21 protein-coding genes, 1 tRNA gene and 2 pseudogenes are annotated in these 25,147 nt (G+C 63.1%); 13 read left to right on the top strand and 11 right to left on the bottom strand.

Features of this window, described 5'->3' with window-relative positions; all coding sequences use genetic code 11:
• From ROSMUC_RS15150 to ROSMUC_RS21425, 8 genes and pseudogenes are all read left to right on the top strand, one after another.
• Positions 1 to 426: pseudogene (locus ROSMUC_RS15150) on the top strand (P-type conjugative transfer protein TrbL); the annotation flags it as partial.
• Complete coding sequence (gene trbF / locus ROSMUC_RS15145; RefSeq protein WP_037274996.1) at positions 423 to 1,112, top strand: conjugal transfer protein TrbF; 690 nt, start codon at positions 423 to 425, stop codon at positions 1,110 to 1,112. The pseudogene ROSMUC_RS15150 and the gene trbF, both read left to right, overlap by 4 nt.
• Positions 1,109 to 2,128 carry a P-type conjugative transfer protein TrbG gene (gene trbG, locus ROSMUC_RS15140; protein WP_037274993.1) on the top strand — a complete coding sequence of 340 codons (1,020 nt, stop codon included), beginning with the start codon at positions 1,109 to 1,111 and terminating at the stop codon, positions 2,126 to 2,128. The genes trbF and trbG overlap by 4 nt, the downstream gene beginning before the upstream one ends.
• Positions 2,125 to 3,264, top strand: a complete 1,140-nt coding sequence (locus ROSMUC_RS15135; protein ID WP_037274991.1) for a TraB/TrbI/VirB10 family type IV secretion system protein — start codon at positions 2,125 to 2,127, stop codon at positions 3,262 to 3,264. Before trbG ends, ROSMUC_RS15135 begins: the two co-directional genes overlap by 4 nt.
• Positions 3,265 to 3,266: 2 nt before the next feature.
• Positions 3,267 to 3,488, top strand: a complete 222-nt coding sequence (locus ROSMUC_RS15130; RefSeq protein ID WP_037274988.1) for a DUF2274 domain-containing protein — start codon at positions 3,267 to 3,269, stop codon at positions 3,486 to 3,488.
• A gap of 146 nt (positions 3,489 to 3,634) precedes the next feature.
• Positions 3,635 to 3,949 (top strand): hypothetical protein, encoded by a 315-nt coding sequence (locus ROSMUC_RS15125; protein ID WP_037274985.1) that lies wholly within the window; start codon positions 3,635 to 3,637, stop codon positions 3,947 to 3,949.
• A gap of 19 nt (positions 3,950 to 3,968) precedes the next feature.
• Positions 3,969 to 4,355, top strand: a complete 387-nt coding sequence (locus tag ROSMUC_RS15120; RefSeq protein WP_052115404.1) for an HVO_A0114 family putative DNA-binding protein — start codon at positions 3,969 to 3,971, stop codon at positions 4,353 to 4,355.
• A pseudogene (locus tag ROSMUC_RS21425) lies at positions 4,352 to 5,395 on the top strand (recombinase family protein); the annotation flags it as partial. The gene ROSMUC_RS15120 and the pseudogene ROSMUC_RS21425, both read left to right, overlap by 4 nt.
• A gap of 576 nt (positions 5,396 to 5,971) precedes the next feature.
• Here ROSMUC_RS21425 and ROSMUC_RS15110 read toward each other — a convergent pair.
• Positions 5,972 to 6,061, bottom strand: a tRNA-Ser gene (locus tag ROSMUC_RS15110).
• A 201-nt stretch (positions 6,062 to 6,262) separates the two neighbouring features.
• On the opposite strand from ROSMUC_RS15110, the gene ROSMUC_RS15105 reads away from it, so the two are divergent.
• The 4 genes from ROSMUC_RS15105 to cuyB all read left to right on the top strand — a co-directional run bounded on the left by ROSMUC_RS15105 (position 6,263) and on the right by cuyB (position 11,242).
• On the top strand, positions 6,263 to 7,873 hold the full coding sequence (locus tag ROSMUC_RS15105) for a GMC family oxidoreductase (protein ID WP_037274977.1): 1,611 nt from the start codon (positions 6,263 to 6,265) through the stop codon (positions 7,871 to 7,873).
• 198 nt (positions 7,874 to 8,071) lie between these two features.
• On the top strand, positions 8,072 to 9,127 hold the full coding sequence (locus tag ROSMUC_RS15100; protein WP_037275026.1) for an AI-2E family transporter: 1,056 nt from the start codon (positions 8,072 to 8,074) through the stop codon (positions 9,125 to 9,127).
• Between the two features lie 129 nt (positions 9,128 to 9,256).
• Positions 9,257 to 10,552 (top strand): histidinol dehydrogenase, encoded by a 1,296-nt coding sequence (gene hisD, locus ROSMUC_RS15095; protein WP_037274974.1) that lies wholly within the window; start codon positions 9,257 to 9,259, stop codon positions 10,550 to 10,552.
• Positions 10,553 to 10,561: 9 nt separating this feature from the next.
• Complete coding sequence (cuyB, locus tag ROSMUC_RS15090; protein WP_037274971.1) at positions 10,562 to 11,242, top strand: cysteate racemase; 681 nt, start codon at positions 10,562 to 10,564, stop codon at positions 11,240 to 11,242.
• A 6-nt stretch (positions 11,243 to 11,248) separates the two neighbouring features.
• Here cuyB and ROSMUC_RS15085 read toward each other — a convergent pair whose 3' ends face one another.
• The 10 genes from ROSMUC_RS15085 to ROSMUC_RS21210 form a co-directional block, all read right to left on the bottom strand.
• Entirely contained in the window at positions 11,249 to 11,968 is a 720-nt protein-coding gene (locus ROSMUC_RS15085) for an alanyl-tRNA editing protein (RefSeq protein WP_037274968.1), read from the bottom strand.
• Positions 11,965 to 14,382 carry a DUF3772 domain-containing protein gene (locus ROSMUC_RS15080; protein ID WP_037274964.1) on the bottom strand — a complete coding sequence of 806 codons (2,418 nt, stop codon included), beginning with the start codon at positions 14,380 to 14,382 and terminating at the stop codon, positions 11,965 to 11,967. Before ROSMUC_RS15080 ends, ROSMUC_RS15085 begins: the two co-directional genes overlap by 4 nt.
• A 5-nt stretch (positions 14,383 to 14,387) precedes the next feature.
• Complete coding sequence (locus ROSMUC_RS15075; protein ID WP_037274961.1) at positions 14,388 to 15,419, bottom strand: cysteine synthase A; 1,032 nt, start codon at positions 15,417 to 15,419, stop codon at positions 14,388 to 14,390.
• A gap of 58 nt (positions 15,420 to 15,477) precedes the next feature.
• Positions 15,478 to 16,599 carry an NUDIX domain-containing protein gene (locus tag ROSMUC_RS15070; RefSeq protein WP_037274958.1) on the bottom strand — a complete coding sequence of 374 codons (1,122 nt, stop codon included), beginning with the start codon at positions 16,597 to 16,599 and terminating at the stop codon, positions 15,478 to 15,480.
• Positions 16,575 to 17,015, bottom strand: coding sequence for a TrgA family protein (locus ROSMUC_RS15065; protein ID WP_037274955.1), 441 nt, complete (start codon positions 17,013 to 17,015; stop codon positions 16,575 to 16,577). Before ROSMUC_RS15065 ends, ROSMUC_RS15070 begins: the two co-directional genes overlap by 25 nt.
• An 18-nt stretch (positions 17,016 to 17,033) precedes the next feature.
• Entirely contained in the window at positions 17,034 to 18,296 is a 1,263-nt protein-coding gene (locus ROSMUC_RS15060; protein ID WP_102105987.1) for a class I SAM-dependent methyltransferase, read from the bottom strand.
• Positions 18,297 to 18,308: 12 nt separating this feature from the next.
• Entirely contained in the window at positions 18,309 to 19,730 is a 1,422-nt protein-coding gene (locus ROSMUC_RS15055; RefSeq protein ID WP_037274952.1) for a cryptochrome/photolyase family protein, read from the bottom strand.
• Between the two features lie 48 nt (positions 19,731 to 19,778).
• Positions 19,779 to 20,999, bottom strand: coding sequence for an aminotransferase class V-fold PLP-dependent enzyme (locus tag ROSMUC_RS15050; protein ID WP_037274949.1), 1,221 nt, complete (start codon positions 20,997 to 20,999; stop codon positions 19,779 to 19,781).
• Positions 21,000 to 21,093: 94 nt separating this feature from the next.
• On the bottom strand, positions 21,094 to 22,803 hold the full coding sequence (locus ROSMUC_RS15045) for a BCCT family transporter (RefSeq protein ID WP_037274947.1): 1,710 nt from the start codon (positions 22,801 to 22,803) through the stop codon (positions 21,094 to 21,096).
• A gap of 159 nt (positions 22,804 to 22,962) precedes the next feature.
• Complete coding sequence (locus tag ROSMUC_RS21210) at positions 22,963 to 23,223, bottom strand: hypothetical protein (protein ID WP_146005698.1); 261 nt, start codon at positions 23,221 to 23,223, stop codon at positions 22,963 to 22,965.
• Positions 23,224 to 23,308: 85 nt separating this feature from the next.
• Here ROSMUC_RS21210 and ROSMUC_RS15040 point away from each other — a divergent pair, with 85 nt between their 5' ends.
• Entirely contained in the window at positions 23,309 to 25,144 is a 1,836-nt protein-coding gene (locus tag ROSMUC_RS15040; RefSeq protein ID WP_037274944.1) for a BCCT family transporter, read from the top strand.
• The last annotated feature ends 3 nt before the right edge of the window (positions 25,145 to 25,147 follow it).

The following is a 25,147-nucleotide window of genomic DNA, read 5'->3' as shown; positions in this document are numbered from 1 at the left end:
GGTGCGGTCACCGCGGGCGCGGCGTCCGCAGCCTACAGCCTCGGTTCGCTCGGCCAGACCGGGGCGGCTGGTGTCGCGTCCGGCCTCGGCGGTGTCGGGCGTGCCGCAGGATCGGCGGTTATCTCGCCCCTCAAACGCGCCGCCGCGCGCGCTTCCGAATCCGTCAAATCCAGCTTCGCCGAAGGCACGAAGGCCGGTTTCGGCGTGTCGGGCGGCAGCTCGACCATGGGCACAGTCGGCGGTGCAGGCGCCGATCCCGCCGCGGCATCGTCCGGCCCGGCCGGCAGCCCGCCCGCCTGGGCGCAACGGATGCAACGCTCGCAGGCAATGAACCACGGCACCACCATGGCCGCCCATGCGGTGCGGTCTGGCGACAGCCACGGCTCCGGTTCCTCCGTCAACCTTTCCGAAAGTGACCGCTCATGAGCATCTTCAAACGACCCGCAACCCATTATGGCAAGACGCCGGAACCCGAGACGCCCTATCAGAAGGCCGCGCAGGCATGGGACGAGCGTATCGGCTCGGCCCGCGTGCAGGCGAGGAACTGGCGCTATATGGCGTTCGGCAGTCTGATCCTCTCGGCCGGTTTTGCCTCGGCGCTGGTCTGGCAGTCGGCGCGCGGGACCGTCGTTCCGTGGGTCGTTCAAGTGGACGATCTCGGCCAAGCGCAGACCGTCGCGCCTGCGAACGCCGATTATCGCCCGACCGATCCGCAGATCGCTTTCCACCTTGGCCGCTTCATCGAGCAGGTCCGTGCGATCCCGGCGGACGCGATCATCGTCCGCCAGAACTGGCTGCGCGCCTATGAGTGGACGACCGACCGGGGCGCGGCGGCGCTCAATGACTATGCCCGCGCCAATGACCCGTTCAGCAAGGTCGGCCGCCAACAGGTTGCCGTCGAGGTGTCCAGCGTCATCCGGGCATCCCCCAGTTCGTTCCGGGTGGCCTGGACGGAAAGGCACTTCGAGAACGGCCAGCTTTCCACGACCGAGCGGTGGACCGCGATCCTGACCATTGCCATCCAGCCGCCGCGCGACGCCGAAAGGCTGCGCGCCAATCCATTGGGAATCTATGTCGATGCGATTTCATGGTCGCGGGAGATGAGCCAATGACCCGCACGCCTTTCCGCAAAGCCGGGCCTTCGGTTTTCTGTAAACTCGGCTTTCCGGCTTTGCTGCTTTCGGCGACCATGTTGGCCGGCTGCGCCACCAACCGGACGCCGCAATTCAGCTACGATGACAACGTGCCGTCGCTGCCGACTCCGCCTGCGACATCGACCGAGGACCGGCCCCGGCCGCTGCATACGCCGCCAGCCTGGACCGTCGCGCGGGGCGGCGAAGCTGCCGGGACGGCGACCGGCCGCGTCGAGAACGCCAATGCCGCCGCCCGCGTCGAGCCGCGCCGGGAAGGCTATTACAACGCCATCCAGATTTATCCGTGGTCGGAAGGCGCGCTCTATCAGGTCTATGCCGCCCCCGGTCAGATCACCAATATCGCATTGGAGCCGGGCGAAAGCCTGACCGGCGCGGGGCCGATCGCGGCCGGCGACACCGCACGCTGGATCATCGGCGATACCGAGAGCGGCAGCGGTGCCAACCGGCGCGTCCATATCCTCGTGAAACCGACCCGCGACGACATCTCGACCAACCTTGTCGTGACCACCGACCGGCGCACCTACATGATCGAGCTGCGCGCGCGGGAAGCGCTCTACATGCCGGCCGTGGCATGGGCCTATCCCGCAACGCCCGGCCAGCGCCAGACCGTTCCAGCCGCGCCGGTCATCCCGGCCGAAGCGGCGCGGAACTATCGCTACGGATTGCAGGTGCGGGGCGACAGTCCGCCATGGCGGCCGCTCTCTGTCTTCGACGATGGCCGGCGCGTCTATGTCGTTTTCCCGCGCGGCATCGTGCAGGGCGAAATGCCGCCTCTGTTCGTCATCGGGTCGGACGGGGAAACGCAGATCGTCAACAGCCGCGTCCACCAGAATGTCCTGATCGTGGACCGTCTGTTTGGCGCGGCCGAACTGCGTCTTGGCAGCGGCAACCGCCAGCAGGTCGTCAGGATCGTCCGTATCGAGCAACGACAGGCCGCCGCTCGGCCCGCTGCCACCGGAGACTCGCCGTCATGACAGACAACCCGATCACCGACACCACAGCGCCCATGCGGCTGCGCGCCGAGCCGCCCCGCGTCACCCGCCTGTCCCGCAAGATGCTGGCAGGCGTCGGAGCCGTCGCGCTTCTCAGCATCGGTGGGGCGCTGATCTACGCGCTCCAGACCCGCGATGCAGGGCCGGGCGGCGAAGAACTTTACTCGACCGAGAACCGCCCCACGGCGGACGGTCTGGCCGGCCTGCCGCGCGACTATAGCGGCCCCGTCCTGGGGCCTGCATTGCCCGGCGACCTTGGCCGTCCGATCCTCGAAGCGCAGAACCGGGGCCAGCCGGTCGCAACGCCCGCCATCACCACGCCCGCCGTCGATCCCGAAGAGGAACGCCGCCGCGCCGAGGAAGAGGCCGCGCGGCTCAGCAACGTGTTCTTCCAGTCCGGGTCGCGTTCTGGCGGGACAGCGGGAACGGCCATGCCCGGCCTGGCCGGGCTTGGCGGACAGCAACCGGACGCAGCCGGGCAGAATCGGCATGCCGCCTTCCTCAACGGCCCGGTGGATCGCCAGACCGTCGCGCCGGATCGCGTCACGCCGCCGCCATCACCCTACATCCTTCAGGCCGGCGCCGTGATCCCGGCCGCGCTCATTACCGGCATCCGTTCCGACCTTCCGGGCCAGATCACAGCGCAAGTCACCGAGAACGTCTATGACAGCCCCACCGGATCGCTGCTCCTGATCCCGCAGGGCACGCGTATCATCGGCCAATACGACGATGGCGTGACCTTTGGCCAGCGCCGCGTGTTGCTTGTCTGGAACCGCCTGATCCTGCCGGGTGGCCGCTCCATCGTTCTGGAGCGCCTGCCGGGCGCGGACGCCAGCGGCTATGCCGGGCTTGAGGATGGCGTCGATTATCATTGGTGGGATCTGATGAAGGCCGCCGGTCTGTCCACCCTGCTTGCAGTCGGTTCGGAGCTGGCGACCAGCGACGAGGACCGGCTGATCCGCGCTATCCGTGACGGGGCGCAGGATACCGTCAATCAGGCCGGCCAGCAGATTGTGCAACGCCAGTTGCAGGTCGCACCGACGCTGACCATCCGGCCAGGCTTTCCGGTCAGGATAATTGTGACCCGCGATTTGGTGATCGAGCCGGCAGGAGGTTGACCATGACCAAGCTGAAACTCGGCCCGCTGGCCGACGACAAACCGGTGAAAGTGACGGTGGAGCTGCCCGCGCCGCTTCACCGCGATCTGGTCGTCTATGCCGAAGTGCTGGCCCGCGAGACCGCCCAACCGGCCGCCGATCCCGTCAGGCTGATCGTGCCGATGCTGGAGCGGTTCATCGCCACGGATCGGGGATTTGCGAAGGCGCGGCGCTCGGCCGGCTAACTCACTGGCGGCATCTCCGCAAGCGAGGGGTGCCGCCAGCGTATGACTGCAAATGCGGCACGCTACAGGCCGCCGATCCCCCTCCATGCTTCGCCTGATCCGGGGCCTACAGCCCCCGGAAAATCCCGCGAACCACGGAGGATTCCATGTCCACGAAACGCCCTCACAGCAGCAGGGGCCGCCCACGGCAGCCGGCCTCCAATACGCTCCCCGACGATCTCTACGACTATAGCGACGATCCGATGCCGCGCGTCAGCCCGCCGCGCGGACGCCCGCCCCATCTCTTCGATATCGAGCGACTGCCGGTCATTGACGACTGGCCCGAAGACGTGCCGATCACCGAGGCCGAGATTCAGGTGTTCGAGCGCTGGTTCGCAGATGTGTTCGATGAGCTGTTCGGCTCGGTCGATCTGCCCGATGAGTTGAAATCGTTATCGTATTATGATAATGAAAAGCCCTGAACGATGATCGAGTCTTGCGATGTCCACACTGAGAGTCGGGATCGGCGATCCCGAGGAAATGAAGGCCCGCACCATGCGGATCGCGCGTGGCGAGGAAAAGGCTAAGCCCGGCGAGCCAACCGTCTGGTTCGTCTCCACGACATCCTTCGCCAAATTCATGTCAGCGAGCAATTGCGAGATGCTGCGCATCATCCACGAACAACAGCCGGCCTCATTGGAAGATCTGGCGCAGATGACCGGCCGCGCCAAGTCCAACCTGTCCAGAACCCTCAAGGCCATGGTCGGATACGGCCTTGTGCGCATGGAAAAAGGCCGCGGTCTGAGACTGGTCCCAAAGCTCGTTCATGACCGGGTGGAGCTGGTCTTGCCGCTGGTCGAGCCTCGCAGGAAAGGAGCCCGCAAATGAACATCCACAATCCCAATGTCGCCCTGCGGGCCGCCCTCTACCTGCGCGTCTCGACCTCCCGGCAGGCCGAACATGATGTGTCGATTCCTGACCAGCGCAAGCAGGGCGAAGCATGGTGCGAAGCGAGGGGCTACCAGCTCGCCGACGTGTTCGTTGAGGCTGGCGCATCCGCCACCAATGACCGGCGCCCGGAGTTTCAGCGCATGATCGAGGCGGGAACGTCCAAGCCCGCGCCATTCGATATTGTCGTGGTTCACAGCTTCTCGCGCTTCTTCCGCGACCACTTCGAGCTTGAGTTTTATGTTCGCAAGCTCGCCAAGAACGGCGTGCGCCTCGTCTCGATCACGCAGGAAATGGGCGACGATCCCATGCACGTCATGATGCGGCAGATCATGGCGCTGTTCGACGAATACCAGTCGAAGGAAAACGCAAAGCACGTCCTGCGCGCCTTGAAGGAAAACGCCCGGCAGGGCTTCTGGAACGGCTCGTTGCCGCCGATTGGCTATCGCGTCGTCGCGGCCGAGCAGCGCGGCGCAAAGGTCAAGAAGAAGCTGGAAATCGACCCGCTGCACGCCGATACCATCCGCCTGATCTATCGCTTGGCGCTCGAAGGCGACGGCGATTCCGGTCAGATGGGCGTCAAGGCCATCGTCAAGCATCTGAACGGCAAGGGCATCTTCACCCGTGACGGAGGCCGTTGGGGCGTCGGCCAGGTTCACCGCATCCTGACCCGGCGCACCTACATGGGCGAGCATCAATGGGGAAAGAACCGGAAGAACAAGACGGACAAGGACGCCGATGAAATCGTCATCGTGCCGGTCCCGCCGATCATCGAGCGGGAGACGTTCGAGGCGGTTCAGAAGCTCTTGCAGGCCCGCAATCCGAAAACCGAGTTACCGGCGCGCGTCGTCATCGGGCCGACCCTGCTGACCGGCATTTGCTATTGCGGCAATTGCGGGGGCGCGATGACCATCCGCACCGGCAAGAGCGGCCGCTATCGCTACTATGCCTGCTCGATCCGGGCGCGTCAGGGCGAGACCGGCTGCAAGGGGCGGGCGATCCCCATGGACAAGCTCGACACCATGGTTGCCGGTCATATCGAGGAACGCCTGCTCGATCCCGACCGGCTGGAGAAACTGCTTGGCAGCGTCCTCGGCCGCCGCTCGGATCAGGCCGAACGCCGCCGCCAGCATATCGCCGAATTGCAGCGGCGGGCCGCCGAATCGGAATTGCGCCTCAAGCGGCTCTATGACGCCATCGAGGCGGGGGTTGCCGATCTGGACGACCCGGCGCTGACCGAACGCATCGCCGGCCTCAAGGTCATCCGCGATCAGGCGCGGGCCGACGCCGACCGCGCTCAGGCGCTACTCGACAGCCCCGGCCACAGCGCCGTCAGCCCGGCGATGATCCGGCAATTCTCGCAGATCGCCCGCGACCGTATCCGGGACCGTGAGGGCGGCTATCGGCGGGATCACCTGCGCGCCCTGGCGCAGCGCGTCGAGGTCGCAGACGACGCAATTCGCATCATGGGATCGAAAACGGAACTGCTGAGAACCCTCGCGGGCGGCCTAGTGCGGCAATCGGCGGCGATTGGCGTGCCCAGAGGCGGACCTAAGTGGCGGAGCGGGAGGGATTCGAACCCTCGAGACGGTTCCCCGCCTACACACTTTCCAGGCGTGCGCCTTCGACCACTCGGCCACCGCTCCATCGGACGGGTTCTAGCCGCAGGGGGCCGGGCTTTGCAAGGGGAAGAATGCAGATTAGCAAGTGAAAAGAACAAAGCGCTTGACGCGCGCGCGCCGCAAGGTTCTGTCGGAAAACTGTCAGCCCTGCCGTTTTCCGGCAATCCGGCACGAAACCGGATTTGTAACGCTGGCACGCGAGCAAAGAGCAGAGGCAGGCAGACCGTGACAGATCACGACTATATCATCGTCGGCGCAGGCTCTGCCGGCTCGGTTCTGGCCGAACGGCTGAGCGCGAATGGGCGGCACCGGGTCTTGATTCTCGAGGCTGGGGGGCGTGGGCGCAGCCCGTGGATTGCGCTACCCTTGGGTTATGGCAAAACCTTTTTTAATGAGCGGCTGAACTGGAAATACGAAGCCCAGCCCGAAGACGCGCTCGACGGGCGGCGCGGCTACTGGCCACGCGGCAAGACGGTGGGAGGATCGGGGGCGATCAACGCCATGGTCTATGCGCGCGGCCTGCCCCATGATTTCGACGATTGGGAGGCGGCGGGTGCAACCGGCTGGGGCTGGGAAACCGTGCGTGCCACGTATGATGCGCTCGAAACACAGGTGGCGCCGGATGGCACGCGGCGCGGGACAGGCCCGATCACGGTGCAGGATGTCTCGGACCAGATCCATCCGGTCAACCGGCATTACTTTGCCGCGCTCGATGAACTGGGCCTGCCGCGCACCGAGGATCTCAACGACCCCAACGGCGAAGGCGGAACCATCTACCGGATCAACACTGCGGGCGGATTGCGCAATTCTTCGGCGCGCGCCTGTCTCAAACCCGCGCTGAAACGCAGCAATGTGACGCTGGTGACTGGGGCACATGTCGACCGCATCGAATTTGACGGCACGCGCGCGGTGGCCGTGCACTACCGACGGGGCGGCAAACGGCAAGTGGCGCGCGCGGGGCGTGAGATCATCCTGAGTGCCGGGGCCGTCACCTCGCCGCGTCTGTTGCAGCTCTCGGGCATCGGTCCGGCAGATCTCTTGCGCCAGCATGGCATCACGCCGCTGCGCGATTGCGTGCATGTGGGTGGCAATCTTCAGGATCACTTGGGGATCAACTATTACTTTCGCGCCACCGAGCCCACGCTCAACAACGATCTCGCCCCCTTCCTGGGCAAGGTGCGCGCGGCGCTGCGCTTTGCACTGACACGGCGTGGGCCGCTGTCGCTCTCGGTCAACCAGTGCGGCGGCTATTTCCGCTCGAAACCCGGCCAGAACCATCCCGACCAACAGCTCTATTTCAATCCCGTCACCTATACGACCACGCCCGCGGGCACACGCTCGGTGGTGCGGCCCGATCCATTTCCGGGCTTTATCATCTCGTTCCAGCCCTCACGCCCCACCAGCCGCGGACGCATCGACATCAGCAGCGCCAATCCAGACGCCCCACCGCGCATCTGCCCCAACTCGCTCGCAACCGAAGAGGACCGCGCGCAGGTGGTCGCCGGGGGGCGGCTCTGTCAGCGGATCATGTCCACGGCGGCGCTGACCGCCCTTGTCGAGAGCGCCATGTATCAGGACCTGCGCGAGATGGACGATGACGCCATTCTCGACGACTTCCGCAAGCGCTGCGGCACGGTGTTTCATCCGGTGGGAACCTGCCGGATGGGCAACGATCCGGCACACTCCGTTGTCGATCCAAACCTTCGGGTGCATGGGATCACCGGGTTGCGGGTGGTCGATGCTTCGGTCTTTCCCAATGTCACCTCGGGTAATACCAATGCGCCCACAATGATGCTGGCTTGGCGCGCCGCCGATCTCATCCTCGCGGAGGGCTGACCCCAGCCCGAGATTAGGGCAGGTGCTGGAAACGCCTGATTTTATAGACGAAAGGCGACGTTCTGCGATTGTCACCCGCCGCGAATTTCCCGATACTGAGTTCCAGCCAAATCAGAGACAGGCCAGACGGTGACACCAGCAGACCAAGAAACGCGCCCCAGCAGCCAGAGCACGCCGGAACTACAGCGCATCCGCACCGTGGCGCAAATCATCATCGCCTTTGCGGTGGTGCTCTTTTTGCTGGTGCAGGCGCGGTTCCTGCTGATCTCGCTGGCCACGGCGATCATTTTGTTCAGCCTTACCTCGGATGCGATCTCATCCATCGCACGGGTGCACCTCGGGCCGGTGCGCGTGCCCAACTGGCTGGCAAGCATCGTGGCGCTCTTGCTGATCTCGGCCGCGTTGCTCAGCCTCTCGGCGATGATCCTGTCGCAGATCAACACCGTGCTCTCGACGACCTTGGCCTATACCGACCGCGCCCCGCAGGCGATCTCTGCGATGGTGGCCTGGCTGGGCCCGGACGCGGAAAAGGCCGTGTTCAACGCGGTCTCGACCCTTGATGTCGCAGGCTATCTGCGGACCCTCGCAGGTCAGGCGGGGGGCATCATGCAGGGCACGGTCCTGGTCATTCTCTTCGTGGGTTTTCTCTTTGCCGAGCGGATCTGGTTCACGACCAAACTCGAAAGCCTGTTTGGCGATGTAAAGCAGGCCGAGCGCGTGGGCCGGATCGTCAGTTCGATCATCCACCGGGTGAACTATTATCTGCTGGTCAAGACGCTGGTCAGCGTCGTGACCGGTCTTATGGTTTACGGCGTGGCGCGGTTCTTTGCCCTCGATTTGGCCGGTGCCCTGGGGATTCTGACCTTCGTGCTCAATTACATCCCGTCGATCGGCTCGATCGTGGCGACGGTCCTGGTGGCGCTGGTGGCCTATGTGCAACTGGCCGATGGCACGATGGCCCTGGTCATCTTTCTGATCGTGGGGGTCATCCAGTTCGTGAACGGCAATATCATCGATCCGATGCTGATGGGCCGTGCGCTGCGGGTGTCCTCATTTGGCATCATCATCAGCCTCGCATTCTGGGCGGCGGTCTGGGGAATCCCGGGGATGTTTCTGGCGGTGCCGATCATGGTGGCGCTGATGATCGTCTGTAGCCATGTGCCGGGGTTTCGCGCCATCGCTGTCCTCTTGTCGCGCGAGGGGCTGCCCGAGACCGATCAGGATCTCGACGCGCCCAAGCGCAGACGAGGCTAGTGCGCGCAGGCCTTTTCAGAAATCCCGAAACAGCTTTTCAGCCGCTGGAAAAACCCGGACCCACTCCCGGCAAATCCCTTGCCGTTGACCGCAACGCCCCCCATTCCTTGGGTCAAAGGAGTTCGCGCCATGCCCATCACCCCGCTCAAGACCGCCCCCGGAGAGCCACCTCAGACCGCGCATGACGTGGCCGATACAGTTCAGATCATGCTCGCGCGGCTGCGCACGGGGGGCGCACAGGTGGCGCTGGAATATGCGCGGCAACTCGATGGCTGGCAGGGCGGCATCACCGTGACCCGCGCCGAGATTGACGCCGCCGTGTCCCGCGTGCCGCAAACGCTCAAGGCGGATATCCAATGGGCACATGACAATATCTCGCGGTTTGCCGCCGCACAGCGCGCCACGGCGCAGGATATGGAGATCGAATTGCGCCCCGGCCTGCGGGCGGGCCAACGTCAGATTCCGCTTGGGGCTGCGGGCTGTTACGTGCCCGGCGGGCGCTATAGCCATATCGCATCCGCGCTGATGACCATCGCCACGGCGCGCGAGGCGGGCGTCGCGGACATTACCGCGGTTTCGCCCCCCTGCGGCGATCAGGGTATTCCCGATGCCATGCTCTATGCGATGGATCTGGCCGGGGCCACGCGCATTCTGACCATCGGCGGGGTGCAGGGGGTGGCGTCCATGGCCTTTGGTCTCTTTGGCGCGCCGCCCGCCGATATTCTGGTCGGTCCCGGCAATGCCTATGTCGCCGAAGCCAAGCGCCAGCTTTTTGGCCCCATCGGCATTGATATGTTCGCAGGTCCCACCGACAGCCTCATTCTCGCCGATGACACGGCGGATGCCGAAACCGTCGCCGCAGATCTGGTCGGACAGGCGGAGCATGGCGCGAATTCCCCGGTATGGCTCGCCACCACCCATCGCCCGCTGGCCGAGGCCGTAATGGCCCGTGTCCCTGCCCTCATCGCCAGCCTGCCAGAGCCGAACCGCTCCGCTGCTACCGCCGCGTGGCGCGATCTGGCCGAGGTGGTGCTCTGCGACAGCGCGGAAGAGATGGCGCAGTATGCCGATACCAAGGCGCCAGAGCATCTGCATGTGCAGGCACGCGATCTGCCGTGGTGGCGCACACGCCTGCGCGCCTATGGCTCGCTTTTCCTGGGCGAGAACACCACCGTGGCCTTTGGCGACAAGGCGGCAGGCCCCAACCACGTCTTGCCCACCTCTGGGGCCGCGCGCTATACCGGGGGTCTATCGGTGCACAAGTTCCTGAAAACCGTCACCTGGCAAGAGGTGGACGACCGCGCGCTGCCCGATCTCGCGCGCGTCACCGCCAGCCTCAGCCGGGCCGAACGGATGGAAGGGCATGCCCGCAGCGCAGACATTCGCCTTGGGCCTATCGCTCAGGCGGCCATTTCGACAGGATAACACCGCTAGATGAAAACCGTGGGCATTCTGGGGGGCATGGGCCCCGAAGCGACCGTGCTCTTGATGCAAAAGGTGCTGGCCGCCGTGCCCGCACGCGATGACAGCGACCACATCCCGCTGATCGTGCATCAGAACCCGCAGGTGCCCAGCCGGATCAAGGCGCTGATCGAGGGTACGGGCGAGGACCCCGGTCCGGTTCTGGCCCGAATGGCGCGTGACCTGCAGGCGGCGGGCGCACAGGCGCTGGCCATGCCCTGCAACACCGCGCATCACTACGCCCCTGCCGTGGCCAATGCCACGCCCCTGCCCTTTCTCAACATGCTCGACCTGACGGCCCAGGCGCTTGCCGCCCAAGGCGCTCAGCGGATCGGGATGCTGGCCTCGCCTGCCACGCGGCTGGCGGGTGTCTTTGCCGCGCCCTTTGCGGCGCATGGGCTGACGCCCGTATTCCTGCCCGATGACAGCGGAATTCTCGCCGTCATCCGCGCGGTCAAGGCGGGCGAGGCGCTGGTAAATCTCAAGCCGCAGCTTGCCCAAGAGGCAGAGGCGCTCTTGGCCCATGGCGCAGATCATTTGCTGGTGGCCTGCACGGAACTGTCCTTGATGACGGATGCCCTGCCTACAACGGCCCCGCATACCGACAGCCTCGATTGCCTTACACAGGCCATTTCGGATTTTGCCACGGTCTAAACGCGCTCAATCTTCCAAGTGAAGATAAACCCGGCGGTTCTGGCGGCCTTTCTTTTCGACCTTGCCAAGACGCAATCGCCCAATCTCTCCGGTGCGCGCTACATGGGTGCCGCCGCAGGGTTGCAGATCGACCTGATCCGCCCCCCGCCCGATCCGCACCAGACGCACCCGGCCAGAGCCCATGGGCGGGGCCACCGACATGGTCTTGACCAGCCCCGGATTGGCGCGCAATTCATCGTCGGTGATCCAATCCTCGGTCACGGGCAAATCCCGGTCCACCAGTTGATTGAGATACTCCTCCAGTGTGTCGCGATCCTCGGGCGCTTCGGGCATGTCGAAATCGAGACGGCTGCGTGTCTCGGCAATCGCGCCGCCCGAGACCGGCAGTGGGATCACGACCGACAGGAGATGGAGCGCCGTGTGCATCCGCATCAGACGGTGCCGCCTTGGCCAGTCGATCGCCTGCCGCAGAGCCGCGCCGATGGGCGGCAATGGCACCGGTTCGGCCACAACGAGCGCGATTTGATCCCCCTCGGCCTTGACCGCCGTGGCGATGCTCAGGCTGCGCCCCTGCCAGATGAGCCGCCCGCTATCACCCGGTTGACCACCGCCCGTGGGATAAAAGAGCGTCTGGTCCAGAACGATCCCGCCCTCGGGCGTATGCGCCACGACAATACCGGCCGCCTCGGTCCGATAGGCGTCCTGCCGAAAAAGCGGGGTGGTCATCGGCCGTCACCCTCGCCGCCACCGTCACCGTCGACATCGCCCTCGGTCAGGGCGGCGGGGCGTTGACTTGTGATCTGCGCGGCAGGCTCTTTCTGCTCCGGCGCGCCAGAGGGCGCATTACGGAACCATACATCCTGTTGCGGGAAGGGAATCTCTATTCCCTCTTCGGCAAAGCGGCGGGCAATCTCGTGGTTCATGTCGGATTTCACGCTGGCCACCCAGTTGACGTCGCGTAGGATCGCCCGGATTTCGAAATCCAGCGAACTCGCCCCGAAGTTCTGAAACAGGATGTTCGGCGGCGGCTGCATCAACACCATCGGATGTGCCTCGGCCACCTCGCGCAGGATTTTCTCGACCCGGCGCGTATCGGTGCCATAGGCCACGCCCACCGGCACGATCACCCGCCCCACGGTATTGCCGCGGGTGTAATTCGTCACTGTGCCACTGACGAAATCGGCATTGGGCACGATCACATCGGTGCGGTCAAAGGTCTCGATCCGGGTTGAGCGGACAGAGATCGAGCGCACATAGCCGTGCTGCCCGCCCACCTCGATCCAGTCGCCTTCGGAAATGGGCCGCTCGATCAAGAGGATGATACCCGAGACAAAGTTGGACACGATGTTTTGCAGACCAAAACCGATGCCAACGGACAAGGCACCAGCGACAATGGCCAGCGAACTGAGGTCAATCCCCGCCGCCGTGATAGACACCAGCGCCGCGAGGAATATCCCCACATAGCCCACGCCTGACACGATGGCATTGCGCCCGCCCATATCCAGCTTGGTCTTGGGCAGGATCGCATTCTTGAGCGTGCCCTGAATCAGCCGCGTCAGCAGGTAGCCAAGCGTGAATACGCCTGCAAGAATCAGGAACCCGGTCGGCGATAGCGTGATGCCACCAAACGTGACCCCTTGGGTAAAGCTCAGCCACGCCTCTTGCAGCTGCGCAGGCCGTGCGCCCCAGATGAGCGCGAAAATCGGAATAGAGGCCAGAACGAGGAAAAAACCCAAAAGCACCGGAAAGAGCGAGTCGTCGATGCTCTGCGCGTTGCCCCGCAGCATGATATAGACCTCGGACAACACCCGCTGGATCAACAAGAGCGCCGCGATCATCATCAGCGACAGAAGCGCCGGCAGCATCATGGCCTCGGCGGCGGACATATAGCCCACCGCAGACAATAGCGGTGCCAAGATTGCCAAGGCCCAGAGCGCGCGCGCAAGGATACGCACCAGCTTGCTGCGGAAGGTCTGTTCGGTTTCCGGCTCGTTCTCGGCCGCCTTGCTGTGGCGCATCAAGAGCCGTGCCAGACGCAGCAAGAGCAGCGAGGCCAGCACCATGAGCGGAAAGATCAGGACGTTGCGGGCTTCTTCGGACCAGTCAAAGCCATCGGCCAGATCCTGCACATAGGCAAACCCAGCCACCACAAGGCCCAGAGAGCCACCGCAGAACCGCCCGGTTGCGCGCTCTGACGCGCTGAGCGTGAGCAAGGGCAATTGCCGCTCGTCGCGTGGAAAGACCCGCAAGGTAAGCCACCGCGCCAAGAGCAGGATAAAGGCCGCAGCGGGCAGCGCGTTGACCACAAGCGTGCCCTTGGCCCCCAAAAGCCCGGCAAGCACCGCCCCGACCACGATGGCGAGGACCCCCAAATAAGGCAGCAGCCATTCCCCCAGTGAGAGGGCGAAGGCGGCCAAACGGCGGCCAGCCGTCGGGGTTTCCCCCAAGACCCGCGCCGCCAAGCGCGTGGTCCAGACCCGCCCCCTCGCAATCAGCAAAATGCCGAGAAGGCCAAGAACGATCACCCCCGGCAGGTTGCTCTGAAACCGAGTACGGCGAAAACTGCTCTGCCAGTTGGTCGCTGTCTCTGCTCGCACCGTATCCACCGCACGGTAGAGCGCCTTGACCGCCTCGGGCCAATGCAGCGGGTTGACCGGCGAGGGTCCAAGCCGCAACAACGCCTGAGTCTGGCGGTCTCGAATGGCTCCGTCAATGCTTGTGACCAGCCCCTCGGCGCGGCTGCGCGCCAGTTCGGCCAACTTGACCGGCGCCTCCAATCGGGCAAGACGTCGGTTCAGTTCCGCCCTCTGTGCCGCAATGTCTTCGGCCTCTTCGCCGGTCTCGGGGACGGGCCCCAAGGCCGCAATCTGATCACGCACAGTTCGGATTGCCGCGGAATTGAGCGTCTGCATCTCGACAAACTGTTGCCGCCACCCATTGATTTGGGCACGCATGTTTTCCAAGTCCGCAGTCGTCGCATCGCCATTGGCGATCAGATCATCCGCCTCACCCGCAAGCTCTTCCCATGTGACGTAATCCACTGCGTCCGGCGTGTGCTGCCCCTGCGCGGGGGCCATGGCGGGTATCGCCACCGCTGCGCCAAATGCCAGGCAGAGGATCAGGCAAAGTTGCCGCAGCATCCTTGTCACCCTGCGAAAACTCCGGGGATTGAGCGCGGGGCCTGATCCAGCCAATCCGGTGTCGGCAAGTTGTTGGCGCGTAGGAACTCGGGATTAAAGAGCTTGGATTGATAGCGCGTTCCATAATCGCACAGGATCGTCACAATGGTATGACCCGGCCCCATCTCGCGCGCCATCCGAATGGCCCCGGCGACATTGACGCCGGTCGAGGCCCCCATGCACAGACCCTCGTGCTGCAAGAGGTCGAAAACGATCGGCAGCGCCTCGGCGTCGGGCACCTGACAGGCGAAATCTGGCGTGAATCCGTCAAGATTGGCGGTGATGCGCACCTGCCCGATCCCCTCGGCAATGGACGAGCCTTCGCTCTCCAGCTCGCCCTTGGTGTACCAGGAATAAAGCTTGGCGCCCATCGGATCGGCAAGACCCACCTTGACGCCCTTGGGTTGCAGCGCCATGCCGACCCCGGCCAGCGTGCCGCCAGAGCCCACCGCGCAGATAAACCCATCCACCTTGCCGCCGGTCTGCTCCCAGATCTCGGGGCCGGTCGTCTCGATATGCGCCTGACGGTTCGCGACATTGTCGAACTGATTGGCCCAGATCACCCCATTAGGTTCCGTTTTCGCAAGTTCTGCCGCCAATCTCTCGGAATATCGCACAAAATTGTTCGGATTTGAATAAGGCGCAGCAGGCACCTGCACCAGGTCGGCACCGGCCAGACGCAGCATATCCTTCTTTTCCTGACTCTGCGTCTCGGGGATCACGATCACCGTCTTGAAGCCAAGGGAGGCGCCGACCAGCGCCAGACCAATCCCGGTATTGCCTGCCGTGCCCTCGACAATCGTGCCGCCGGGTTTCAGATCACCGCGCGCAATCGCATCACGGATGATAAAGAGTGCGGCGCGGTCCTTGACCGATTGTCCGGGATTGAGAAACTCGCATTTGCCAAGGATGTCGCATCCCGTTTCCTCACTGGCGCGGCGCAAACGAATGAGCGGTGTATTCCCGACAGCGGCGGCCAGATCCTGTGCGATGCGCATCTTTCATGCTCCTGTGGTCAGCGTGTTCTTTTCGGTTTAGGCGCTTGAGGGCGGGAACTCAAGCGGATGCGCGCAGCCGTGCGCGTTCACGCTCAAGCCACAGAAGGCAGAGGATCAGTGGCCCATTATTGGCCTCTCCATTCTGGACCAGCGCCATTGCCTGCGTGAAATCAATCACATGGGTGCGAATATCCTCATGCTCGGTGGCCAATCCCCCGCGCCCCTGTTCCAGATCGGGCAGGTCACAAATCCCCAGAAAGAGGTGAAAGACCTCGGTCGAGTAACCGGGCGTACAATAATGCTGGGAAATCTTTTCCAACCCGCGCAGCGTCAGACCCGCCTCTTCCAGACATTCGCGGTGCGCGGTCGCTTCCGGGCTCTCGCCGCCATCGATCCGCCCTGCCACCGGCTCCAGCATCCAAGGGTAAGGATCGCCGCGCCCAAACGGGCCCATGCGGAACTGTTCCACCAGGAGCACCCGGTCGCGGACCGGATCATAGGGCAGCACAAGAGAGGCATCGGTGGCGACAAACACCTCTCGCTCAAGGCTATCGCTCAGCGTACCGTCAAAGCGCGGATGCCGCAGCGTGTACTTGCGGCTGAGAAAGAACCCGGCGTGGGTGATCTCACTCGCCTCTTGTATCACCTGATCGGCATGGGTCGGGCTGCGCAACGTGATCGGGGCTGACCGTGCGGCGGCCACCTGCGCCCCGGCGCGTGACAAGATCATCGGCAGACGGTGGGTGAAATCTTCAGGCGCAACGCGGCCCTTGAGGCTCAGGATTTCTGCGATAGCCCCCTTCAGGATCGAGGCATTACGCCCGCGCAACGCCGTAGCATCCCATGCAAGGGGTCCCGGCTGGCCGGGAAACACCTGCGCCGCATAAGTGGTGCCTTGGCAATGAACCGCAAGGGGCTCTGCCGGACCCAGACCAAGGGCGCTGAGCACAAAGGTCAAATCCTCCACAGCCGAAGGGTGATCCACCAGAAGCCCATCGACAGCCCCCGTTCCGCGGCGCAACCCCGTCAAGGGCAAGGGCGCATCCTCACAGGATATCTGCATTCCCTCTGCCCGCGCCTCTGCAGCAACGAAGCTGGAAAAGATGCCTTGCAGGACATGGATGTCAGCCAAGGGACCGTAGAGAAACAGCGGTGTCACGACCACCGGTGCGACACCCATTCCGAAACGACGCCCACCACGATCCCACCTGTCACCAACGCGCCGATCAACGGTCCGTTGAGCATCGTCATGCCATAGTCGACCATCAACTCGAACATCGAGGTCAACCCCTCGATCACCCCGTCATATCGGTTATCGAGCGCGCGCTTGAGCATCTCGTTAAGGCTCTGAACAAAAATCGCCCAAAACACCAAAGCGCCAACGCCAGTCAATCCCGCACTGAACCCTTCGGCATAGCCATAGCCCAGCCGCCGGCCCGTAACCCGCCAACCGCAGATAGCACCCAGGGCCACATTGACCTGATTGAACCAGCCAAAGTTGGTATCTTCGGGCATGAGAGGGCGAAAGAGCTCTGATCCGAACCATCCCAAAGCGCCAAGACCGATCGCCGCGACCAGCCGCGCGGCGGTGGGCATGTGATCTGTAACGGGCATCTATCCGGGCCTTGCAATGGTGATCTGTGTCACATCGCAACTACCCCCTTTGAAGGCCCCCGCGCAAGAGGTCAGGTAGAAATTCCACATCCGGCGAAACCGCTCGTCAAAGCCCATTTCCGCGATTTCATCCCATTTATCGTTGAAGGCCTGATGCCAACGGCGCAGGGTCTGGCTATAGCTTTCGCCAAACTCGATGGACCGCGCAACGCTCAGCCCCGCCCGCTCGATCTCGGCGCGCAAGGCGGTCGGGCTGGGCAGCATCCCCCCCGGAAAGATGTATTTCTGGATGAAATCCACATCGGTGCGATAGCTTTCCCAACGCTTGTCCTCGACCGTGATGATCTGAAGCGTGGCCAGAGCGCCGGGATTGAGCCGCTCGCGCAGGGAGTTGAAAAACACCGGCCAATAGCGTTCGCCCACCGCCTCGAACATCTCGATGCTGGCGATCCCGTCATAGGTGCCGCGCTCGTCGCGGTAGTCCTGCAATTTGAGCGTGACGCGATCCGAAAGCCCCGCCCGCGCCATCCTGTCTTGCGCATATTTCAATTGTTCCGCGCTGATCGTGAGGCCGGTCACGCGCAGACCGCGCTCCTTGGCGGCATATTCGGCAAAGCCCCCCCAGCCACAACCGATTTCCAGCACATGATCACCGGGTTTCACCCCCATCTGATCCACCATGCTGGCATATTTGGCAATCTGCGCCTGCTCTAGACTGTTCTGGCCGGTCTGAAAGATGGCGCTCGAATAGGTCATCGTTTCATCCAGCCAGAGGCTGTAGAACTCGTTACCGAGGTCATAGTGATAGCTGATGTTGCGCCGCGCCTGCGTCTTGGAATTGCGCTTGAACCAAAAGCGGATGCGCTCGTAGACCTGCGCCACCCGCTGACCGGGATAGCCGTTGTAGATCCCGTCATTGTCATCGTTGAGCAGGTCCATGAAAGCCTGCAAATCGGGCGTTGACCAATCGCCATCAAGATAGGCCTCGCAAAACCCAAGATAGCCCTCGCGCACCAGCCGAGCAAAGACCTCGGGATCGTGGATGTCCAGCACGGCGACCGGGCCGGGGCGCTGTCCCTCTGCGCGAAACACGCGACCATCGGGCAGGCGGATATCAAGCCGTCCGGCGTCGATATTGCGGGCCACTCCAAAGCAGCGGGCAAAATAGCGCGGCAGGCCCGTCTGGCCGGTGGTGTCGGTCAGGATCATCCGCTCGGTCCCTCTTTCCTTCTGTGGCGCGCCCCGCGCCGTTCTTGCGGTCATTATGGTCATGCGTCAAAAGCCCCGCGCTTCATAGGCGTCAAGCGCGCGCTGCCGCCCTCTTGCCAGATCAACAACCCGCCCCGGATAGGTCATCGCAGGGTCAAGCGCCCAGTGCCGTGGGATTGCCTCGAAATAGTCGAGCGCGGTGGCGGGCGGGGTGCGTTGCCCCTCGGCGATCCAGCGGCGGGTATAGGCGCCTTTGGGATCGAACTTGTCCAGCTGCGTCTCTGGGTTGAACACCCGGAAATACGGCGCGGCATCCGGGCCACTGCCTGCCGCCCATTGCCAGCCCATTGCGTTCGACGCCGGGTCCCAATCGGTGAGACAGTCGGCGAACCACGCAAGACCGATTTTCCAGTGGGTCATGAGGTGCTTGGTCAGGTAGGATGCCACGATCATCCGCGCGCGGTTGTGCATCTTGCCGGTCACATACATCTCGCGCATGGCGGCATCGACAAAGGGCTCGCCGGTGCGGCCCTGCTTCCACGCAATCACCTCCGGGTGCTCTTCATCCTCGGACCAAGGGAACGCATCCCAATCGGTCCGCCAATTGCCGCTCAGGATATGCGGGGTGTGATACATGAGATGATAGGCAAACTCGCGCCAGACCAACTCCTTGAGCCAATGTTCCGCGCCTTGCGCCCCAGCATGCAAAGCCCTCTGTCCGGCATGCCAACATTGCCGGGGCGAAACCTCCCCGTAGGTCAGGTTTTCCGAGAGGTTGGAAGTAGCATCCACCGCTGGAAAATTGCGCGCATCTTTATAGTCCGCAATGGCCCCGTCGGCAAAGGCGTGAAGGCGATCCATGGCCGCCGCCTCGCCCACACGCTGATAGGGCAGACATACTTCGGCCCCGCGCCGCATGGCCGCACCCATCCGCCAATCGTCCAGAGTGTCAGACGCAGGCCATGTTTCCGGGGCAGGAATACGCGACGGTGCTGAAAGGGGCGATGCAACCTCGCGATCCTTCACCGCGCGCCACATGGGAGAATAGACGCGGTAGAATCCACCGGTCTTGGTCTCGACCGTCCAAGGTTCAAACATCACATGGCCCGCATGGCTCTGTGCGTCCACCCCTCCCTCGCGCAGCGCGGATTTAACTGCCTTGTCGCGTGTAATCGCCTGCGGATCATAGAGCCGCGACCAATGTATCGCCCCTGCCCCGGTCTCGGCCACCAGCGTGCGCAAAACCTCCAGCGCCGTGCCGCGCCGCAGGATGAGACGGCTCCCCACCGCCTCGAGGTCTCGCGCCAGAGAGGCCAGCGACAGACCCAGGCGCCATTCTGGCGCGGCACCTAGGCTCTCGACGCTCTCATCATGGATGAAAACGGGGATCACAGGGCGGCCGCCCGCGAGCGCCGCACAAAGTGCCGGGTTGTCGGCCAGACGCAAATCGCGCCTGAACCATATGATTGATGGTGTTATATCCGTCATCCCCTGCCCCAGTCTTTTCCTGCAATACGGGCCGGGGGCGCGGGCGGATCAAAGAATATCATCAAGTGCGGTCAAGAGTTTGTCCACCTCGGCGCTGGTCGTGTAATGCACGAAACTCAGACGCAACACCCCGCGCTCGGGATCCACGCCCATCGCGGTCAGAGGCCGCACCGCGTAGAAATCGCCGCCCCCCGCCATGATCCCATGCTGCGCCAGTTGCGCCGCCGCCTCGGCACCGGGCCGGTTGAGCGAAACCGCCACCGTAGGCGCTTTCTGTTCGGCCTCTACGGGACCGATCAGCCGCGCGGAATTGCGATCCTTGAGAAAATCCAAAAGCGGCTGCAAAAGCGCCGTTTCGTGTCCGCGCATGAGGTCATGCACCCCAGCGGCCCGTGTCACGGCATCGCCCGTGATCCCATGATGCGCCGCCAGATCGTCGATGTAGTCAGCCATGCCCGCGCTCGCCGCCACCTGCGCATGATCCGGACCAGCGGGCGTAAACCGCTTATAGAGCGTGCCCGCGTTGAAATAATGCGCCTGATTGGGCAAGAGATTGCCCAATTCCCGGCGGATCACCATGATCCCCTGATGCGGGCCATAGGTCTTGTAGGCGGAAAAGAGGTAAATATCCGGCCCCATCCCCCCCACATCCGGCAGGCCATGTGGCGCATAACTGACCCCATCGACACAGACAAAGGCACCGGCGGCATGGGCCAGCGCTGTGATCTCGACCACCGGGTTGATCGCGCCGACGACATTGGAGCAATGCGGGAAACACACCAGCCGCACCCGATCATCGAGCAGGTTTTCCAGATCCGCGGGATCGAGCAAGCCACTCTCGGGATTGATCTTCCACTCGCGCACCTCGAATCCCGCATCCGCCAACCGCCGCCACGGCCCGGAATTGGCCTCGTGATCCTGATTGGTGACGATGATCGCATCGCCCGGCTCCATCCATTGCCGGAACGCCTGCGCCAGAACATAGGTGTTCTGCGTCGTGGACGGCCCGAAACTCAGTTCATCCGTGGCCACCCCCATCATCGCCGCCAGCCGCGACCGCGCCTCGTCCATCTCGGCCCCGGCCAGTTGGCTGGCTTCATAGGGCGCATAGGGCTGTACCTTGCGCTGGCGGTAATAACGCTCGAGCCGCGCGATGACCGGGGCGCAGGTATAAGAGCCGCCCGCGTTCTCGAAAAAGGCCTGCCCCGCAAGGCTTGGTTCGGCAAAGGCCGGAAATTGCGCACGCACGAAATCGGTGTCGAGTGTCATACTTGTCCCCATTGTCCCTTTTGGTCGCCACAAAACAGCAAAGCCCCCCGACGCGCAAGCGCCGGAGGGCCTCAAGATGACAGTCACGGGAAGGTCAGAGGCTTTTCATTTCGCTCTGCAAGCCGCGAAAGATCGCCCAACACATGACCAAGAGCACCAGCGTAAACGGCAAGCCGGTGGAGATCACCGCCGACTGAAGCGCGGCCAAACCCCCGCCGATCAAGAGAACAATCGCGACGGCCCCCTCAAAGATGCACCAGAATACCCGCTGGGGCACCGGCGCATCCACCTTGCCACCCGCCGTGATCGTGTCGATCACCAGCGACCCTGAATCCGACGAGGTGACAAAGAACACCACCACAAGGATAATCCCGATAGTCGAGGTTATCGTCGCCAAGGGCATCGGATCGAGCATCTGGAACAGCTTCAGCTCAAGCGGCGCGTTTTGGGCCGCCTCGTAGCCACCGGCAATCACCTGATTAAGCGCGGTGCCGCCAAACACGCTCATCCACAACACACAGACCAGCGATGGAATGAGCAGCACACAAATCACGAATTCCCGCACCGTGCGGCCCCGGCTGACACGGGCGATGAACATACCCACAAAAGGCGACCAACTGATCCACCACGCCCAGTAAAACGCGGTCCAGCCCTGCATGAAGTTCGTATCCTCGCGTCCAAAGGGATTGGACAGAGCCACGAGATTTTGCAGATAGGCCCAGAGGCTGTCAAAGAAGAATGTCAGCAGGAAAATCGGCCCGCCTACGAAGAACACGAACAGCAGCAGAAGTGCCGCCAAGCCCATGTTGATCTCCGACAGCACCTTGACCCCACCATCAAGGCCGCGCACCACCGACACCAACGCAATCGCCGTGATGCCGGAAATCAGCAGCACCAAGAGCAGGCTGGAGTTCGCGACGCCGCTTTCCTCGCTATTGCCATAGGCAATGCCCATAAAGGCGCGCGTGCCCTCGGCGGCATCCCCAGAGCCATAGAGAAACGTCAACCCCGAGGCCGCCTGTTCCGCTCCAAACCCAAGAGAGGTGGCCAGACCAAAGAGCGTGGCAAAAACCGCAAGCGTGTCGATCACATGGCCCCACCAGCCCCACACGCGTTCGCCCAGGATCGGATAGAAGGCCGACCGCAGCGTGAGCGGCAGCCCCTTGTTATAGCTGAAGAGCGCCAGTGCCAGCGCCACCACCGCATAGATCGCCCATGGATGCAGCCCCCAGTGAAAGATCGTCGCCGCCATCCCCAGACGCGAGGCGGCCTCCGGATCACCGCCAGCGGCCCCAAGTGGTGCCCAATCGCTGCGTATGCCGCCCTCCATCGCCGTGCCGCCCAAGGCGCTTGAGAAATGGCTCATCGGCTCGGACACGCCAAAGAACATGAGACCAATGCCCATGCCCGCCGCAAACAGCATCGCAAACCAGCCCAGATAGCTGTAGTCCGGTGTGGCCTCATCCCCACCAAGGCGCACCCGGCCAAAAGGACTGACAATCAGAAAGAGGCAGAACAGCACAAAGACATTGGCGGCGCTCAGGAAAAACCAATCAAAGCCTTTCGTTACCGCCGCAAAGAGCCAGTCAAACACCGACGCCGCCTGATCCGGCAGGGCCAATGCATAAAAGACGAAAATCACGATGCTGAGACCCGAGATGAAAAACACCGGGTTATGAATGTCCAGGCCAAAAGGCCCCACCTGAGGTTGCACATTATCCTGCCCGATTTCGTATCCGGTCTCGATCAGGTCAGATTGCCCTTCGGGCGCGGGTATGCCTTGGTTGGTTGTCTCGTCGGCCATCTGGCCTCCTTTTCTTGTTTTTCTGCCGCCCGTCACGTCCCAATCACAGGACATCGTTGCCGCTCTGTTGCGGCATGTCGCGGCGTTCCAGGGTCTTGCGCCAACAGGGGCGGACGACGCATCGAAAGGCGCACCGGACCTCAAAGGCCCGGGCCGCCTTCACCCTTTTAGCAAGAAACCGCCCGAATCTGCAACCTGATGGCGGAGAGACGTCACGTTTGCGACAATTAAAATGTCGTAAAAATACAAATCTCCAGAGATTCGCCGGCGCGCGTTTCCAGCAAACCCAACTTCAGTTTCGTTGCGCAGCGGATCAATCCAGTTGAACCCAACGCCCCAACCGCCCCATTTCCACCGGTCAGTGGTCGCAATTTGCGCACGGAGCGCCGGAATACCCGCTCGATACACAGGCCCCATCATGGGAAACTGTCGCGATGGGGCAAAAGGCCGATTGCAGAGCCACAAGAGCACCCCGTTCAATCGAAATGGATCAGGGACGTCACAGATGAGTATAAAACCCCCCTTTACCGATCTCGAGATCAAAACCGCCCCACAGGGGTTCTATGAGGGCTATAGTTTGCCCATAGCGCTGATCTCCAAAACTTCGATGGCGCTTTTGGTGATCTGGGCGCTGGTCTGGCCTTTGAATGCCAATGCCACCCTCTCGAGCCTCAATTGGTCCCTGCTGGAGGGGTTCAACACCTTCTACATTCTCGCCACCGGCATGTTTGCCTTCTTTCTCTTTATCGTGGCGCTCTTGCCCTCGACGGGCAAACGCCTCATGGGGCGCGCAGGCGAACAGCCGGAATTCTCGAATTTCTCTTGGTTCTCGATGATGTTCGGCGCGGGTCTTGGCGTTGGTCTCATGGTGTTTGCAACGGCGGAACCGCTGGGCCTCTGGGGCTCGAACCCCGAGACCGTGACCGGGGCAGTCATCGGCAACACCGTCGAAGGCGTCACCCCTGCCTATCGCTACACCTTTGCGCATTATGGCTTTCACGCCTGGGCGATCTATGTCGTGACCGGGCTCAGCCTTGCCTATTACGCCTATACCCGTGACATGCCGCTCACCATCCGGTCGGCTCTGACCCCGCTTCTGGGGCGCGCAGCCAATGGGATTTTGGGCGATGTCGTGGATGTTCTGGGCGTCGTGGCCACCATTCTGGGTGTTTCTGTGACCATCGGTTTCGGCGTGTCGCAGTTCGTGGATGGCGTCTATGCGGTCAGTGGCATGGAGTGGCTGATGAACACCACAGGCGACGCGCCCAAGCCCACCACCACAGGTCTCATTGCGGCCCTGCTGGCGATCATGGGCCTGTCGATCCTATCGGCGGTCTCGGGCGTTGGGCGCGGCATCAAGTATCTTTCCAACCTCAACCTCGTGCTGTCGGTGGTCCTGTTGCTGGTCTTCATCGTGTTTGGCTCTTTCGCCTTTGCCATGACCAAATACGCAACCGCCCTTGCGGATTACCTCCTGCATTTCGCATCGCTGTCGTTCAACGCCTACGGGCCGCTCTCGTCCGAGGCCTTTGCCGCGGCCCTGCCGGCCGAAGCAGCCCCGCTGGCCGCTGACCTCTACGGTGGCGCAACAAACGCATGGGGCAGCTTTGACGGCTTTGTCGGCGGTCTGAGCGGTGCCGCTGCAGACTTGCCCGATGCGGCCAAAGTCGCCGCATACGAGGCGGGTGCCCAAGGCCGCCTGTTTGGCTGGCAAGCGGGCTGGACCACCTTCTACTGGGCGTGGTGGATCGCGTTTTCGCCTTTCGTCGGTCTGTTCCTCGCGCGCATCTCGAAGGGGCGCACAGTGCGCGAATTCATCCTTGGCTGCGTGATCGCCCCGGCGCTTGTGTGCTTTGCCTGGATGACAATCCTTGGGGCCACGGCGATTGACCTTGAACTCAGCGGCGTGGCACAGGGCGCCATCATCGGGGCCTCCAACACCAACAAGCTCTTCGTCACGTTGGGCTTCATGATCGACGGCGGCCTGCTCACCGCTGTGACCATCATGTGCGTGGTGCTGATCCTCACCTTCCTCGTGACCTCGGCAGACTCGGGTATCCTTGTGATGAATACGATCATGTCGGGCGGTCAGGCTGAAACCGGGATCAAACACCGGATCATCTGGGGTGTTATCCTGACTTTGGTCATCGGTGCCCTGATCATTGCAGGCAACTCCGGCGCTGCGGCCGATCCGTTCGAGGCGCTGAAAAACGCCATGATCATCGGCGCGCTGCCCTTTGCCATGGTGATGGTGCTGATGGTCATCTCGCTGACCAAGGCGCTCTACCGCGACCATCTGCGCGAAAAGCACGGGATCATCGCCGAACAACCGGCGGAATGACCA

The sequence above is a fragment of the Roseovarius mucosus DSM 17069 genome (genome assembly GCF_000768555.3).
GTDB lineage: Bacteria > Pseudomonadota > Alphaproteobacteria > Rhodobacterales > Rhodobacteraceae > Roseovarius > Roseovarius mucosus.
The sequence above is the reverse complement of the archived record's forward strand: the minus strand, read 5'-3'. Positions and strand labels throughout refer to the sequence as shown.